Annotated in this window: 15 protein-coding genes; 8 read left to right on the forward strand and 7 right to left on the reverse strand. The window is 68.1% G+C overall.

The window, feature by feature from the left end; all coding sequences use genetic code 11:
* The first annotated feature begins 142 nt into the window (after window positions 1-142).
* The 3 genes from IEY88_RS36250 to IEY88_RS36260 all read left to right on the forward strand — a co-directional run bounded on the left by IEY88_RS36250 (window position 143) and on the right by IEY88_RS36260 (window position 2,597).
* Entirely contained in the window at window positions 143-976 is an 834-nt protein-coding gene (locus tag IEY88_RS36250) for a glutamate ABC transporter substrate-binding protein (protein WP_189159436.1), read from the forward strand.
* A gap of 31 nt (window positions 977-1,007) precedes the next feature.
* The gene (locus tag IEY88_RS36255; protein WP_189159437.1) at window positions 1,008-1,775 is read left to right on the forward strand and encodes a GntR family transcriptional regulator; all 768 of its coding nucleotides are present in this window, start codon (window positions 1,008-1,010) and stop codon (window positions 1,773-1,775) included.
* A gap of 480 nt (window positions 1,776-2,255) precedes the next feature.
* Window positions 2,256-2,597 carry a hypothetical protein gene (locus IEY88_RS36260; protein WP_189159438.1) on the forward strand — a complete coding sequence of 114 codons (342 nt, stop codon included), beginning with the start codon at window positions 2,256-2,258 and terminating at the stop codon, window positions 2,595-2,597.
* A gap of 60 nt (window positions 2,598-2,657) precedes the next feature.
* Here the strand turns inward: IEY88_RS36260 and IEY88_RS36265 are convergent, their stop codons facing one another.
* The 4 genes from IEY88_RS36265 to IEY88_RS36280 all read right to left on the reverse strand — a co-directional run bounded on the left by IEY88_RS36265 (window position 2,658) and on the right by IEY88_RS36280 (window position 5,774).
* Window positions 2,658-3,263: a hypothetical protein gene (locus IEY88_RS36265; RefSeq protein ID WP_189159439.1), complete on the reverse strand. Its 606-nt coding sequence runs from the start codon at window positions 3,261-3,263 to the stop codon at window positions 2,658-2,660.
* The gene (locus tag IEY88_RS36270) at window positions 3,256-3,840 is read right to left on the reverse strand and encodes a hypothetical protein (RefSeq protein WP_189159440.1); all 585 of its coding nucleotides are present in this window, start codon (window positions 3,838-3,840) and stop codon (window positions 3,256-3,258) included. Before IEY88_RS36270 ends, IEY88_RS36265 begins: the two co-directional genes overlap by 8 nt.
* A 71-nt stretch (window positions 3,841-3,911) precedes the next feature.
* Window positions 3,912-5,090 carry an RtcB family protein gene (locus IEY88_RS36275; RefSeq protein WP_189159441.1) on the reverse strand — a complete coding sequence of 393 codons (1,179 nt, stop codon included), beginning with the start codon at window positions 5,088-5,090 and terminating at the stop codon, window positions 3,912-3,914.
* A 42-nt stretch (window positions 5,091-5,132) separates the two neighbouring features.
* Window positions 5,133-5,774, reverse strand: a complete 642-nt coding sequence (locus tag IEY88_RS36280) for a hypothetical protein (RefSeq protein WP_189159442.1) — start codon at window positions 5,772-5,774, stop codon at window positions 5,133-5,135.
* Between the two features lie 110 nt (window positions 5,775-5,884).
* Here IEY88_RS36280 and IEY88_RS36285 point away from each other — a divergent pair, with 110 nt between their 5' ends.
* Together IEY88_RS36285 and cpt are read left to right on the forward strand one after the other, a co-directional pair.
* The gene (locus IEY88_RS36285; protein ID WP_189159443.1) at window positions 5,885-7,213 is read left to right on the forward strand and encodes an NAD(P)-binding domain-containing protein; all 1,329 of its coding nucleotides are present in this window, start codon (window positions 5,885-5,887) and stop codon (window positions 7,211-7,213) included.
* On the forward strand, window positions 7,203-7,739 hold the full coding sequence (gene cpt / locus IEY88_RS36290; RefSeq protein ID WP_229694081.1) for a chloramphenicol phosphotransferase CPT: 537 nt from the start codon (window positions 7,203-7,205) through the stop codon (window positions 7,737-7,739). Before IEY88_RS36285 ends, cpt begins: the two co-directional genes overlap by 11 nt.
* A gap of 54 nt (window positions 7,740-7,793) precedes the next feature.
* Here cpt and IEY88_RS36295 read toward each other — a convergent pair whose 3' ends face one another.
* From IEY88_RS36295 to IEY88_RS36305, 3 genes are read right to left on the reverse strand one after another with little or no spacing between them, the layout of a single operon-like run.
* The gene (locus tag IEY88_RS36295) at window positions 7,794-9,296 is read right to left on the reverse strand and encodes an aldehyde dehydrogenase (NADP(+)) (RefSeq protein WP_189159444.1); all 1,503 of its coding nucleotides are present in this window, start codon (window positions 9,294-9,296) and stop codon (window positions 7,794-7,796) included.
* Window positions 9,293-10,117, reverse strand: coding sequence for an NAD-dependent epimerase/dehydratase family protein (locus IEY88_RS36300; protein WP_189159445.1), 825 nt, complete (start codon window positions 10,115-10,117; stop codon window positions 9,293-9,295). The genes IEY88_RS36295 and IEY88_RS36300 overlap by 4 nt, the downstream gene beginning before the upstream one ends.
* A 40-nt stretch (window positions 10,118-10,157) precedes the next feature.
* Window positions 10,158-10,946: an IclR family transcriptional regulator gene (locus tag IEY88_RS36305; protein ID WP_229694082.1), complete on the reverse strand. Its 789-nt coding sequence runs from the start codon at window positions 10,944-10,946 to the stop codon at window positions 10,158-10,160.
* Window positions 10,947-11,070: 124 nt separating this feature from the next.
* Here IEY88_RS36305 and IEY88_RS36310 point away from each other — a divergent pair, with 124 nt between their 5' ends.
* From IEY88_RS36310 to IEY88_RS36320, 3 genes are read left to right on the forward strand one after another with little or no spacing between them, the layout of a single operon-like run.
* Window positions 11,071-12,390, forward strand: coding sequence for a sugar ABC transporter substrate-binding protein (locus IEY88_RS36310; RefSeq protein ID WP_189159446.1), 1,320 nt, complete (start codon window positions 11,071-11,073; stop codon window positions 12,388-12,390).
* Entirely contained in the window at window positions 12,387-13,358 is a 972-nt protein-coding gene (locus tag IEY88_RS36315; RefSeq protein ID WP_229694083.1) for a carbohydrate ABC transporter permease, read from the forward strand. Before IEY88_RS36310 ends, IEY88_RS36315 begins: the two co-directional genes overlap by 4 nt.
* Window positions 13,355-14,236, forward strand: a complete 882-nt coding sequence (locus IEY88_RS36320) for a carbohydrate ABC transporter permease (RefSeq protein WP_189159447.1) — start codon at window positions 13,355-13,357, stop codon at window positions 14,234-14,236. The genes IEY88_RS36315 and IEY88_RS36320 overlap by 4 nt, the downstream gene beginning before the upstream one ends.
* The last annotated feature ends 5 nt before the right edge of the window (window positions 14,237-14,241 follow it).

Here is a 14,241-nt window from a genome sequence, read left to right on the forward strand (position 1 = left end):
GATGTTTCATTCGCGTAGAAGTATGGACATGCGTCCTTTCGCCGCTTAGGTTTCCGGCATCACCGGGCATCGCCGACCATCATGGGCAGGCGCATGCCCGTGGAATAACGCTGTGGTGGATGACCGCTGTAAGAGGGACTGAATGACGCCGAGAGCACTTCTCCGCCTGGTCGCGGCAACATGTGCGGCCGTGCTCCTGCTCGCCTCGTGTGCGGGTGGCGGCGGGTCGGGCATGGCAGCCAAGGTCAGTTCGAGCGACCGCATGGTCATCGCCGTGTCGTACGACCAGCCGGGACTGTCCGTGCGCAGGCTCGACGGCAGCTACCGCGGGTTCGACGTCGACGTCGCCAAGTACATCGCGAACGAACTGGGCATCGCCGAGCAGGACATCACCTGGAAGGAAGCGCAGCCGGGCAACCGGGAGACGCTCCTGACCAGCGGTGAGGCCGACATGGTCGTCTCCACCTACTCGATCACGGACAAGCGCAAGCAGATCGTCGACTTCGTCGGCCCGTACTTCGTCGCCGGCCAGGACCTGCTGGTGCGCATGAACGAGAGCCGCATCGACGGCCCGAAGTCGCTCAACGCCAACCTTCGCCTGTGCTCCACCGCCGGCTCCACGTCCGCCGAGTACGTCCGCGACCAGTTCGCGAAGGACGTGAAGATGGTCGAGTACGCCAAGTTCAGCGACTGCGTCACGGCGCTGCTCGCGGAGAACGTCGACGCCGTCACCACCGACGACGTGCTGCTCGCGGGGTACGCCGCCCAGAACCCCGAACTGCTGCGGGTCGTCGGCGACCCGTTCAGCAAGGAGGAGTACGGCGTCGGCCTGCACCGCGACGACCCGGGCAGCAAGGCCAAGGTCCAGGCCGCGATGCAGAAGATGATCGACACGGGCGCCTGGCGCAAGTCGCTGGAGCAGAACATCGGATCTTCCGGCTACAAGATCCCCGACCCGCCGAAGCTGGCCCCGTGATCACACGCGGCGTGACGTAGGCTCACGCCACGTGAACCGCGTCCCGCCGCACCGCGCTGATCGACCCGTTCGCGCGGGCATCCCAGAACACGGCCGAGTCCCGCGCTACTACGCGGTCAAGGCCGAGCTGTTCGACCTGGTCGAGAACCTCGGCGAAGGCACCGTCCTGCCGTCCGAACGCGAACTCGCCGAACGGTTCTCCGTGTCGCGCGTCACGCTCCGCCAGGCCGTCAGCGAGCTCGTGCTCGAAGGCAAGCTCCTCCGTCGCCAGGGCAGCGGCACGTTCGTCGCCCCGCCGAAGCTCGTCCAGCCGTTGTCGCTGGTCAGCTACACCGAGGGCATGCGAAGGCAGGGCGTCGAGCCGAACCGCACGGTGATCACGGTCGAGGAGCTCGGCGCCGACGAGGGCCTGGCCCGCGACCTGGTGCTCGAACCCGGCGACCCGATCGTGCACCTCGAACGCGTCCTGCTCGCCGACGACGAACGCATCGGTCTCGAGTCGACGTACCTGAGCCTCGGCCGCTTCCCGGACCTGCTGGAGAAGCTCGACCCCGCCGGATCGCTCTACGCGTGCCTCACCGAACGTCTCGGCGTGCGTTTCGCCGAGGCCGAGGAGCGCGTCGAGACGGTGCTCGCCACGCCGCGCGAGGCGTTGCTGATCGGCACGAACCCGGCACTGCCCATGCTGTTGCTGCACCGCGTCTCCTACGACGTCGACGGGCACCCGATCGAACGCGCCCGGTCGCTCTACCGGGGTGATCGGTTCAGCTTCGTCGCGAGGCTGCACGCCGACCGCTGACCCGGTTCGCCCGACGCCGCACTCGTGTCCAAGATGGACGGACGCATCGCCTGTCGCCAGCCGGGCTCGCAGATCTGGAAGACACCAAACGATTCCCGGGTCGGAGCAACAGTTCTCCAGCACGCGCAGGGCATTCCTTCGGGCCCCAACGGACGCGTTCCGCGCGCCTGCGCACTTTGCGTGACTTCCCAGGCGCGTCCGGGAGGCTGACGTTCGGCCGCGCCCGCGCGGGAGGCGCATCCGGCCGGCAGGCTGGTCGTGGGGCAGATCGTCAAGCCGGACAACGGTTTCCTGGCATCCAGCCACCTCTTCCGCGAGGCAACATGTCCAGCGGGTGAAGTGACTGCGGGTCACCGAACCTCGTGCGGGGACAGGAAGATACCGCCCGTTCGCACTCGTTTCCCGCCGGAGTCGCGGAGGTACTGTTGTTGGCACGAACTTCAGGACGTCCGCAACGGTGCGGTGGAGCGGGGGTGTGCCGTGTCCTTCAAGGCGGAGTTCCTCGCAGAGCTCGAGGACTGTCTGCGCGGCTACGGCGCGGTCCCGGTGAGCAATCCCGATGCGCTGGCGTTGTTCGTCGAGTTCGTGCGAGCCCTTCCGGCGAGCGACCAGAGGCTGCGCTGCCTCGAAGGTGTCGACCAGGGTTCCGGCTCGTTCTGGAACAACCCCGCGGTGTGGTGGGAGCAGGTGCCGAGGTTCGGCGCGGGACTGCCGCGATGCGGATCGGCGGAGTGCCGCAAGTTGTTGGACGACATGCTGGACGAGGCCATCAGCGACGAGATCGACGTCCTCGAGATGGAGATCCGCGAACTGCCCAGCTGATCCGGACACGCCTGCCGGCGCCGCCACCTGTTACGGCCGCGGCGCCGGGGCTTCCAGCAGTTATTTGACGGCGACCAGCGACTTGAAGAGTTCCCGATAGCGGTGGAGAGCCAGTCGCAGGTCCTCGGTCTGTGGATCACTGTTTCCCTCGAGCTGCTTGGTGAGGGAGCGGTGCCTGGTGTTCAGTTCCTCGATCGCGCGCGTCACGAGGTCGTCCGCCTTGCGGACGGCGGCCTTCGGATCGTCGACGAACTCGTACTGCACGGCCTGCCACTCGTCCTCGAGCTTGCCGATCGGCTGGTGGCCGGTGCGCTCCGAGTCGGAGCCGCGGTGGTCGGAACGCTGGTGGTCGGAACGCTGGTGCTCAGCCCGCTGACCGTCAGTGCGCTGAGCATCCGTGCGCTGGGCTTCCGCACGCTGACCGTCAGTCCGCTGTGCGTCGGCATGCTGGCCGTCACCACGCTGGGCTTCAGTGCGCTGCGCTTCGGTCCGCTGGGCCTCGACCCGCTGTGCCTCAACACGCTGGGCGTCGGCCCGCTGAGAGTCGGAACGCTGCGCCTCGTCCGTTCGCTGCGACTGCTGCGGCATGCGTTCGGTGTGCTGCGGGGTCTGCTGCGGCCGGGCCGGAGTGGGAACCCCAGCGGCGTGAGTCGGTGTCTCAGACATCGGTCTTCTCCTTCCGCACGGTTTCCCTGGTGTCCTTGCCTGCCGAACCGTGTTCGAGCAGATCGGTGAACAACTCGCGGTAGTGCACCATCGCGGTGCGCAGGTCCTCGGTGCTCGCCTCGCCGATCTCCTGGCGCTCCGAGATGTCGTGCGCCTTGCGGTAGTGCTCGAGCGTCTTCGCGTGCTCGACGGACAGAACGCTCAGCTGCGCCTCGTAACCCTCGGTGGGGTATCCGCGCTCGGCCATCAGATCGGTCACGAGGCGGTCGGCGTCGGCGATGGCGCTCTCCGGCGAGTCGACGAACTTCGCCTGCACGTTCGCCCAGTGCCGGCGGTAACTGTCCTGCGCCGTCTGGGAAAGCGGCTTCAGGTCGAACTCGCTGTGGCGGTGCTCGCGCTCGGCGAGCTCCTTCTCTGCGGCCGTTCTGCTCTCGCTGTCCGTGACCGCGCGGTCGTATTCAGGGCCGAAGCGGTCGCGCAGCTTCTTGCGCTGCATGGCCGGCCTCAAGACGAGCACGAGGACCGCCAGCACCACGAGAACCGCGACCACAACGCCGATGATGGCGCCCGTTGACATGGAAAAACCTCCAAGACAGGCAAACTCTCTGGCTGTCCGGGAGGCTTTCCCGTTCACTCACAAGGGAAACATCAACCCTTGATACAAACCACCTGCTTGAGCTTGGCGACCACCTCGACCAGGTCGGACTGGTTCGCCATCACGGTGTCGATGTCCTTGTAGGCGCCCGGAATCTCGTCCACGACACCGGAGTCCTTGCGGCACTCGACACCACTTGTCTGGGCGGCGAGATCCTGCGTCGTGAACGTCTTGCGGGCCTTGTTGCGCGACATCCTCCGGCCGGCGCCGTGCGACGCCGACTCGAACGAGTCGGGGTTCCCGAGCCCGCGCACGATGTACGAACCGGTGCCCATGGAACCCGGGATGATGCCCAGCTCGCCACGACCCGCGCGGATCGCGCCCTTGCGCGTCACCAGCACGTCCTCGCCGAAGTGGTTCTCCTCGGAGACGTAGTTGTGGTGCGCCGAGATCGGCTCCTCGAACGCGATCTGCGGGAACTCCACGCGCAGCACGTCGCAGACCAGGCGCAGCATGACCGCGCGGTTGCGTCGCGCGTAGTCCTGGGCCCAGTACAAGTCGTGACGGTACGACGCCATCTCGGGCGTGCCCGAGAGGAACACGGCGAGGTCCGGGTCCGGCAGCTCGGCGTTGTGCGCGAGCGTGCGCGCCACCGCGATGTGGTGCTGCGCCAGCTCGTTGCCGATGCCACGCGACCCGGAGTGCAGCATGACCCACACCCGCTGGTCGCTGTCCAGGCAGACCTCGAGGAAGTGGTTGCCGCCCCCGAGTGTGCCCATCTGGTGCATCGCCTTGTCGGCGCGCGCCTTCACGACGGGCGTGAGGTCGTCGAACTTCCTCCAGAACGTGCCCCAGTCGGACGCGTCCCTCTCGGTGAACGCGGTCGCCTTGTGCTGACCGAAACCGACGGGGACCACGGCTTCCATGCGGGACCGCAGCCCGCGCAGCGTCGCCGGCAGGTCGCTGGCCGTGAGCGAGGTGCGCACGGCGGTCATGCCGCAGCCGATGTCCACGCCGACGGCCGCGGGGGAGACGGCGTCGCGCAACGCGATCACCGAACCCACCGTGGCGCCCTTGCCGTAGTGCACGTCGGGCATGACGGCGATGTGCTTGAACGCCCACGGCAGCGAAGAGATGTTCTGCAACTGCCGCATGGCGAACTCCTCGACCTCGTCCGGTCGAGTCCACAGTCGGATGTCCACGTTCTGGCCGCGGACCACGGTTGCTGCCATGCCACGAGGTTAGGCGGCGTTCACCGTGCTCCACAAAGGAGTTTATTGCGCGCCAACGAACTCCCACGTCCCCTTGCGCACCTTCGCCTTGCGCAGGTCGCCGCCGATGCCGGTGACGAACGCGCGCACGGTCGGCAGGTCGCCGACGGACGCGATGAGGATCGCCTTGCCCTGCAACGTGACGCTGCCGCCACCGAGCTTCTCGCGCGCCACCGCGTCGTTGAGCAGGCCGGTGCGGACCTGCTGGGCGGTGATGCCGTCGACCTCGACCTGCACGGCGTCGACCGCGGGCGAGTTCGCGGGGAGGAAGCGGAACGTGAGCACCGCCTCCTGCCGGAACTGCTTGGCGATCGTGGACGCGGTGTGGCGCAGGCTTTCGGCGTTCAAGGTGACGTCGAACTTGCGGGAGCGCTCGAACGTCGTCTGCCGCAGGTCGCTCGAGTAGAAGACACCGTCGAGCAACGTCGACCGGGTCGTGTGGCCGCCGTTGGCGCGCACGATCCCGCGCACCTCGCGGTCGAACCGCACCAGCCGGTCCCGCAGCCGGGGGTCGGCGGGGTCGGTGATGATCGCGGTGTTGTTCGTCGCGAAGATCTCCGGGGACGGCAGCGGCGCGCCCGCCGCCGTGCCGGTGGAGACCGCGAACGCCAGTACGGACGTGACTGCCACGAGAAGACTTCGCATGGGGCACAACGTATGGGGCCTGGCCGGTCAGCCGCACCCCGTTCCACCCAGCGGGCGTTCCAGGTCGAAGCCGATTGACAGCCGCCCTTAACGTGAAAATACTTCAGCGCATGGAGCGCGTGTGCGTCATCGGGGCGGGGTCGTCCGGCATCGCCGCATGTCAGGTGCTCGGCGCCCGCGGCATCGAGTTCGACTGCTTCGAGACCGGGTCGGAGATCGGCGGCAACTGGCGCTACCTCAACGACAACGGGATGTCCTCGGCCTACCGGTCGCTGCACATCAACACCTCGCGGCAGATGATGGAGTTCAAGTCCTTCCCGATGCCGTCCCACCTGCCCGCGTACCCGTCGCACTTCCAGATCGCCGAGTACTTCGACGACTTCGTGAAGCACCACGGGTTCCGCGACCGCATCCGGTTCCGGACCGAGGTCACCTCCGTGTCCGTCGCGCCGGGCGGGTACTCCGTGACGACGCGCGACCGCGACACGGGCGAGGAGACGTCGCACGTCTACCGGTCGGTGATCGTCGCGAACGGGCACCACTGGTCGCCGCGGCTGCCCGAGCCCGCGTTCCCCGGCTCGTTCGACGGCGAACAGCTGCACGCGCACTTCTACAAGACGCCCGAGCGGTTCGCCGACAAGAAGGTGCTGGTCCTCGGCATCGGCAACTCCGCCTGCGACATCGCCGTCGAGTCGTCCCGCGTCTCGGCGCGGACGTTCCTCGCGATGCGCCGAGGCGCGCACATCATGCCCAAGTACCTCTTCGGCATGCCGACCGACCACCTGACGACCTCACCGCTCGCCCGCTTCGCGCCCGCGTGGCTGCAGGCGTTGTCGCTGCGGGTGATGCTGCGGCTGGCCCGCGGCAAGCTCACCGGCTACGGCCTGCCGGAACCGGGGCACGCCATCCTCGCCGCGCATCCGACGGTGTCCGACGACCTGCTGACGCGGCTCGGGCACGGCGACATCACCGTGAAACCGAACGTCGAACGGCTCGACGGGTCCGGTGTCGTGTTCGCGGACGGGTCCCGCGAACACGTCGACGTCATCGTCTACTGCACCGGTTACAAGGTGGAATTCCCGTTTCTGGATCCGGCGGAGTTCCCGGCGGTGTCGTCCGAGGACAACGAGGTGTCGCTGTACCGGCGGGTCGTGGACCCGGCGCATCCCGGGCTGTACTTCCTCGGCCTGATCCAGCCCCTGGGGGCGATCATGCCGCTGGCCGAGGCCCAGGCCGAGTGGATCGCGGACCTGGTCTCCGGGCGCGGCGCGCTGCCCCCGGTCCCGGAGATGAAGGCGGAGATCACCTCGTACCGGGAGAAGCTGCGGCGCAGGTACGTGAGGTCGAAGCGGCACACGTTCGAGGTCGACTTCCTCGGCTACCAGCGCGAGTTGCTTCAGGAACGGCGCGCGTGGGTACGGTCGGAGCGTGTCGTCTAGCGCTCAGGTGATCGTCCTCAACGGCGGGTCCAGCTCCGGCAAGTCGGGCATCGCCCGGTGCCTGCAGGCGGTGCTGCCGCAGGCGTGGCTGGCGATAGGCGTCGACACGCTGATCGACGTGATGCCCGCCCGGCTGCGGCTCGGGTCCGAAGGGATCGGCTTCACCGACGGCGACGTCAGCGTCGGGCCTGAGTTCCAGCTGCTCGAGGACGCGTGGATGGCCGGCGTCGCCGCGATGGTGCGCGCCGGGGCACGGGTGATCGTGGACGACGTGTTCCTCGGCGGGGCCGAGTCGCGGCAGCGGTGGGAGAGGGCGCTGGACGGGCTCGCCGTGCTGTGGGTCGGGGTGCGGTGCGACGCCGAAGTCGCCGCGGGCCGGGAACTCGCCCGTGGCGACCGGATCGCCGGGATGGCCGAGGCGCAGGCCGACCTGGTGCACCGCGGGATGAGCTACGACGTCGAGGTCGACACCGCGAAGGCCGAGTCGGTCGAGTGCGCCAAGGTCATCGCCGCCCAAGTCGCCTGACGAAGAACGGGGCCGCCGACATCACGTCAGCGGCCCCGCTCGTCACGAGAACTCTCAGTGCACGCCCAGCACTCCGTCGATCCGGCGCGGGATGCCGAGCGGGTTCGCGTCCTGCAACTCCGCGGGCAGCAACGCGTCCGGCCACGACTGGTACGTCACCGGCGCGATCCAGCGGCGGATCGACGTGGCACCCACGGACGTGTGCAGCGGGTTCGTCGTCGACGGCCACGGGCCACCGTGGTGCTGTCCCCACGCCACGGCGACACCGGTCGGCCAGGCGTTGAAGATGATCCGGCCCGCCACGCGGCGCAGGACCTCGGCGACCTCACCGGCCTCCGCGTGGTCCGACTCGGCCGCGTGCACCGTGCCGGTCAGCGTGCCCGGCAGCTTCGCCAGCACCGAGTGCAGCTCCGCCGGCGACGAGTACGTCACGACCAGCGCGGCCGGGCCGAAGTGCTCCTCGGTCAGCTTCTCGAGGTTCTCCTCGAACACCTTCACCGACGTGCTGAACAGCAGCGGGGCCACGGCCCACGCCTCGTCCGGGCGGGTACCCGTCGACACGACGGAGACGAGGTCCGACGCCGCCAGCGCGTCCGTGCCCGCCTTGTAGGAGTCGCACATCCGCTCGTTCAGCATCGCGCCGCCCGACGACGCGGCGACCGCCTCGCCCAGCGCGGGCACGATCGACTCCGGCGCGAACACCAGACCGGGGTTCGTGCAGAACTGCCCGACGCCCATCACCAGCGACTGCGCGAACCCGGCCGCGATGTCCGGGGTGGCCGCGCCGGGCAGGATCACCGTCGGGTTCACGCTGCCGAGCTCGCCGTAGAACGGGATCGGGTCCGGCCGGCCCTGCGCCAGGTCGAACAGCGCCCGGCCGCCCCCGGTGGACCCGGTGAACCCGACCGCGCGCACCGCGGAGTGCTTCACCAGCGCGACACCGGACTCGGTGCCGTACACGATCCCGAAGACACCCTCGGGCGCGCCGGCCTCACGCAGCGCGTCGATCACGACCCGCGCGGTCTCGCGCGACGTCGACGGGTGCGCCGAATGTGCCTTCACCACAACGGAACACCCGGACGCCAGCGCGGACGCCGTGTCGCCACCGGCCACCGAGAACGCGAACGGGAAGTTCGACGCGGAGAACACCGCGACCGTCCCCAGTGGACGGAGCACGCGTCGCAGCACCGGCCGAGGTGGGATGATGTCCGGATTCGCCGTGTCCAAAGTGGCCTCGACGTAGCTGCCCTCGCGCAGCACCTCGCCGAACAGCCGCAGCTGGTTCGTCGTGCGCTTGAGCTCGGTCGTCAGCCTCGGCACGCCCAGTGCCGTCTCGCCGTCGGCGGTCTCGACGAGCAACGCCGACTCGGCGTCGAGCGCGTCCGCCACCTTCTCCAGCACCACGGCACGATCCGCCGCCGGAACGACCGACCACGCCGAGAACGCGATGGCCGCGGCGGTCGCGATGCGGTCCACCTCGCTGTCGGGGGTCTTCGCGATCGGTTCGCCGAACGGCTCACCGGTCCGCGGGTTGTAGCCCTGCACGCCGTGGCTCAACGCCCTGCCTCCTTGACTGCCGTGTCGAAATCGGGGCCGCACCAGACCCCGCCCACGTACCTCGCCGCGGGCGACGAGGGGTCGAGCTCGCCGTGCTGCTCCAGCACGGCGGCCGCGTACACCTCGGAGTCGTCCTGCGGCTCGTAACCGAGAGCGCGGGCCTCGTCGAGCGAGAACCAGCCGCGCTTGTTGTCCGAAACGCCCCACACCACGCGGAAACCCGGTGACGGGGCGGAAAGACACGCCTCGAACAGGCGCGCGCCGTCGTCCGGCGACATCCACGTCGACAGCATCCGCACGTCCTTCGGCTTCTCGAAGCACGAACCGATGCGAATCGCGATCACGTCCATGCCGTAGCGGTCGGCGTACAGCGATCCGAGCGCCTCCAACGCCACCTTCGACACACCGTAGTAGGTGTCCGGGCGGGGGAACGCGTAGTCACCGGCCTCGCCGTCCGCGCGCTCGAGGTACCCGACGGCGTGGTTCGAGCTGGCCAGGATCACGCGGCGGACGCCGGAGCGCCGTGCGGCCTCCAGCACCGTGTGCGTGCCGTCGATGTTGACGCGCAGGATCTTGTCCCACGACTCCTCGAGGCTGTGGCCACCGAGGTGGATCACCGCGTCGACGTCCTTCGACGCCGCTTCCATCGCGGCCATGTCGGTCACCGACGCCTCGACGAGCTCGACGTTCTCGCCGTCGGCGGCCGCGGGGAGCTCCGCGATGTCCAGCAGCCGCAGGAGGCGGCCTTCCGCGGCGAGACGGGAACGCATCAGCGTTCCCACCCCTCCACCGGCGCCGGTGATCAGGATGCGTGCGGTCACGGGTGGGAACCTTCCATCTTGAACAGGTGTCGGCACGAACTCAGCGACCGAACTGGCGGAGGAGTTCGGTGATGGTCCTGGCGGCGTCGAGCAGGGCGGAGATGACCTGCCGCTCGTGCTCCGGGGTGAGCCTGCCCAGCGGGACCGAGCAGCTCATGGCGTCGAGAACGGGGTTGCGGTAGGGCAGCGCCACCGCGAAACAACCCAGGCCGGGAGTGTTCTCCTCGCGCTCGTGGGCGTACCCGACGTTGCGGAACCCAGCGAGCTGCTCGTGCAGCGCGGGGCGTTCGACCACGGTGTTGGGAGTCAGCGGCGCCAGCACCTCGGGGAGGAGCAGATCGACCTCCTCCGGCGTGCGCGTCGAGAGCACGGCCTTGCCCAGCGACGTGGAGTGCGCGGGCAGCCGGCGGCCGACGCGCGACACCACGCGCAGATGGTGCTCGGACTCGCGGCTCGCCAGGTAGACGACGTCCCCGCCGTCCAAACGGGCAAGGTGGACGGTCTCGTTGATGTCCTGGCGGACCTGCTCCATCACGCGGATGGCCGCCCGCACCACGGGGTCGTGGTCCAAATAGGACGTACCGACGAGCAGCGCGCGCACGCCGATGCCGTAGGTGCCCCGGTCCGAGTCGACCTCCACCCAGCCGCGCGCGACCAGCGTCTGCAACAGCATGTAGAGGCTGGACTTCGGATAGCTGAGCTCGCGGTGCAGCTCGGTGAGCGTCAGTCTGCGGTCTGACGCGGACAGCACTTCGAGCAGCTCCACCGTGCGGTCGGCTGACTTCACCGCGCCCGGACGAGCTGTGCCCTTGTCGATCGGCGACGCCACCTGGCCTCCTCGAAACAGGTAAGCAACTTGCCCTTGACACGTTGCTGTCCTGATTCTTACAGTCCTGCACCAGGTTCACAAGTACGACCCAGGTTCATATATCTGAACGCGAAGGGCTTCGACGATGCGCCGTAGAACTGCCACAACACTCGCCACGCTGGGCGTGGCCGCGCTGCTCGCGGGCTGTGGCAGCAGTGGCAGCACGGCGACGTCGAGCAAGGACCCGAACAAGCCTCTGGAGGTGTGGACCCGCTCCACCGAGGCGACCGCGAAGGTCTACGAGAAGATCTTCAAGTCGTTCACCGAGAAGACCGGCGTGCAGGTCGACTACAAGCCGATCTTCAACGACTTCGACAAGCAGGTGCAGCAGCGCGCCGCGTCAAAGGACCTCCCCGACGTCGTCATCACCGACACCGGCTCGCTCGGCAACTTCGTCAAGCAGGGCTGGACGACCGAGGTCAACCGCGACGACATCGCGGGCGGCGCCGACGTCGTCGACCGCGCGTGGAACAACGGGAAGGGCGCGGACGGCAAGTTCTACGCCATCCCCTACTCCACCCAGGCGATGGTGACGCTCGTCCGCAAGGACTGGCGCGAGAAGCTCGGCAAGCCGATCCCCACCACGTGGGAGGAGCTCGACGACCTCGCGAAGGCCTTCACCTCCGGCGACCCCGACGGCAACGGGCAGAACGACACCTACGGCATGCTCGTGCCGGGCACGACCGACCGCGGCTACCTCGGGTGGTGGGCGGCCAGCTACATCTGGCAGGGCGGCGGCGACATCCTCGAGGACGAGGGCGACGGCAAGTTCCGCGTCGGCATCGACTCGCCGGAGTCGACCAGGGCCGTCGAACGGCTGCGCAAGCTCTTCTGCGAGGACAAGGTCATGCAGCCCGGCTCGCTGACCCTCGGCACGAACGACGCGCACCCGCTGTTCGAGTCCGGCAAGAGCGGCATCTACCTCACCGGCCCGTACATGATCGGCCGCTTCGACAAGTCGCTCGGCAAGGACAAGTACGAGGTCATCGCGTCGCCGAAGGGCCCGGCCGGTGCCACGGTCCTCGGTGAGGGCGAGAACATCTACCAGATGGCCGGCTCCGCGAAGACCGCCGACCAGAAGAAGCTCGCCGAGTACCTGATCACCTCCGAGGCGCAGCAGGCCGGCATGAAGGGCGACCCGCAGCCGGTCGTGCGCCTGCCCGTCAACAAGACCGTCGACGTCAACGCGACGTACAAGGACCCGCGCTGGGCGACGGTGGCGGGCGTGTACTCCAGCGAGGCGCGGCCGTTCCCCAGCGTCCCGAACTTCGCGCCGTTCCGGCAGAAGACCTCGGAGACCCTCAACTCCATCTTCGCGAAGTGCCCCGCTGACTCCTCGGCCGAGCTGAAGGCGCTGGCGGAGTCGCTCAAGAAGGAACTCGAGAACCAGAAGGCGTCGAAGTGACCGCTGTTCGATCACTCGGCGACACCCGAGACGTGGGCTCGACGGCTAGTGGCGGCGGTGCCGTCGAAACCCACCCCGTGAGGCGGCGCCGCCGGCGCCGCCTCACGGGAGCCACCTACGTGCCGTGGCTCTTCCTGCTCCCCGCCGCGCTGATCTTCCTGGTCTTCAAGTTCATCCCGATGGCCGAGGGCATCCGGCTTTCGTTGTTCGAGGTCCGGCCTTTTCTCGGGGACATCTTCGTCGGTTTCAAGAACTACGCGACGATCCTGCAGGACGAGAAGTTCCTGACCGCCAGCTGGCACACCCTCGTGCTGGCCGGCGGTCAGACGGTCGGCGCGATGGTGATCGGCTTCTTCCTCGCGTTGCTGCTCGAAGGCCACACCAAGTCGCTGTGGTTCGTCCGGTCCGCGGTGTTCCTGCCCGTCGTGGCGGCCACCGCGGTCATCGGTGAGATCTGGCGGCTGTTCTTCTACCCGGCGCCGGAAGGCTTCCTCAACGAGCTCATCTCGTGGGTCGGCCTCGGGCCCTGGGAGTACATCCACAGCACCGACACCTCGCTGGTGTCGGTCATGTTCGTGGGCATCTGGAAGCACGCGCCGTACGACATGGTGCTCATCCTCGCCGGGCTCGCCGGCATCGACCGCCAGCAGTACGAGGCCGCCGCGATCGACGGGGCCTCGACGCCGCAACGGATCTGGAACGTGACGCTCCCCGCGTTGCGCCCGGTCATCACGATCCTCCTGACGCTGGCGGCGATCCGCGGCCTGCGCGTCTTCACCGAGGTGTACGTGCTCACCGGAGGTGGTCCGGCCGGATCGACCGACGTCTGGATGACCCGCGTCTACACCACGGCGTTCGAACAGTCCGAAGCCGGACTCGCATCGGCTGGTTCTGTGCTGTTGTTCCTGGTTACCTTGATTCTGACGGTCAGCGTGCAGTGGTACCGCCGCAGAAGGGAAGCGCGATGAGCACCGTGAACTCAAGCCGCTTCGACAGCGCCATCGGCTGGTCCGCCCGTCCGGACGCGTGGGTCAGCAAGGGCATCCGGTTCCTTTTCAGCGCCCTCGCTGTAATCCTTTTCTGCGGCCCGCTGCTGGTCATCTTCTCCGGCGCGTTCGACCACAACCCGGACCCGACCAAGCTGTCGGTGATCCCGGCCAACCCGTCGCTGATCAACTTCCAGGTCGCGGCGGAGAACCAGATCTGGCACTACCTGATGAACTCGTTGATCATCGCCGGTGGTGCGCTGCTGTTGCAGCTGTCGGTGAGCGTTTTCGCCGCGTACGCGTTGGCGCGCAAGAAGTTCCGCGGTCAGGCCATCGCCCTGTTGGTCATCCTCGCCACGATGATGTTGCCGGAGGAGGTCATCGCGATCCCGCTCTCGCTGGTGATCGGAGACCTACCGCTGGTGCACGTGAGTCTGAAGGGCACCCTGCTCGGCGTCATCCTCCCGCTGGGGGCTTGGGGTTTCTCCATCTTCGTCATGACGGAGTTCATGAAGGAGATCCCCAACGAACTGGAGGAGGCGGCCAAAGTGGACGGTGCCGGGGAGCTGCGCCTCTTCGCGCAGATCATCCTCCCGCTGTGCAAGCCCGCCCTCGGCGTCATCGCCGTGTTCGGCTTCAACATGATTTGGGAGCAGTACCTGCTCCCCCTGATCGTCGCCGCTGACCCCTCCGATTACACGCTCACGGTCGCACTTCTCGCGCTCCGGTCCGACGACATGGTCGGAACGGGCATCGTGCTGGCCGGTGCGTTGCTGGCGCTGGTACCGAGCCTGGTCGTGTACCTGTCGCTGCAGAAGTCCTTCCTGCGTGGGATCACCACCGGAGCGATCAAGGGATGAGTCTG

Origin of the sequence: Lentzea pudingi (assembly GCF_014646255.1) — a bacterium.
In the GTDB taxonomy this organism is placed as follows: Bacteria; Actinomycetota; Actinomycetes; order Mycobacteriales; family Pseudonocardiaceae; genus Lentzea; species Lentzea pudingi.

Bases quoted from the DNA above. Each gene is read 5' to 3' on its own strand.
- IEY88_RS36250 (WP_189159436.1), top strand. From the start codon at position 143: ATGACGCCGAGAGCACTTCTCCGCCTGGTCGCGGCAACATGTGCGGCC.
- IEY88_RS36265 (WP_189159439.1), bottom strand. From the start codon at position 3,263: ATGTCTGAGACACCGACTCACGCCGCTGGGGTTCCCACTCCGGCCCGG.
- IEY88_RS36270 (WP_189159440.1), bottom strand. From the start codon at position 3,840: ATGTCAACGGGCGCCATCATCGGCGTTGTGGTCGCGGTTCTCGTGGTG.
- IEY88_RS36275 (WP_189159441.1), bottom strand. From the start codon at position 5,090: ATGGCAGCAACCGTGGTCCGCGGCCAGAACGTGGACATCCGACTGTGG.
- IEY88_RS36280 (WP_189159442.1), bottom strand. From the start codon at position 5,774: ATGCGAAGTCTTCTCGTGGCAGTCACGTCCGTACTGGCGTTCGCGGTC.
- IEY88_RS36285 (WP_189159443.1), top strand. From the start codon at position 5,885: ATGGAGCGCGTGTGCGTCATCGGGGCGGGGTCGTCCGGCATCGCCGCA.
- IEY88_RS36310 (WP_189159446.1), top strand. From the start codon at position 11,071: ATGCGCCGTAGAACTGCCACAACACTCGCCACGCTGGGCGTGGCCGCG.
- IEY88_RS36320 (WP_189159447.1), top strand. From the start codon at position 13,355: ATGAGCACCGTGAACTCAAGCCGCTTCGACAGCGCCATCGGCTGGTCC.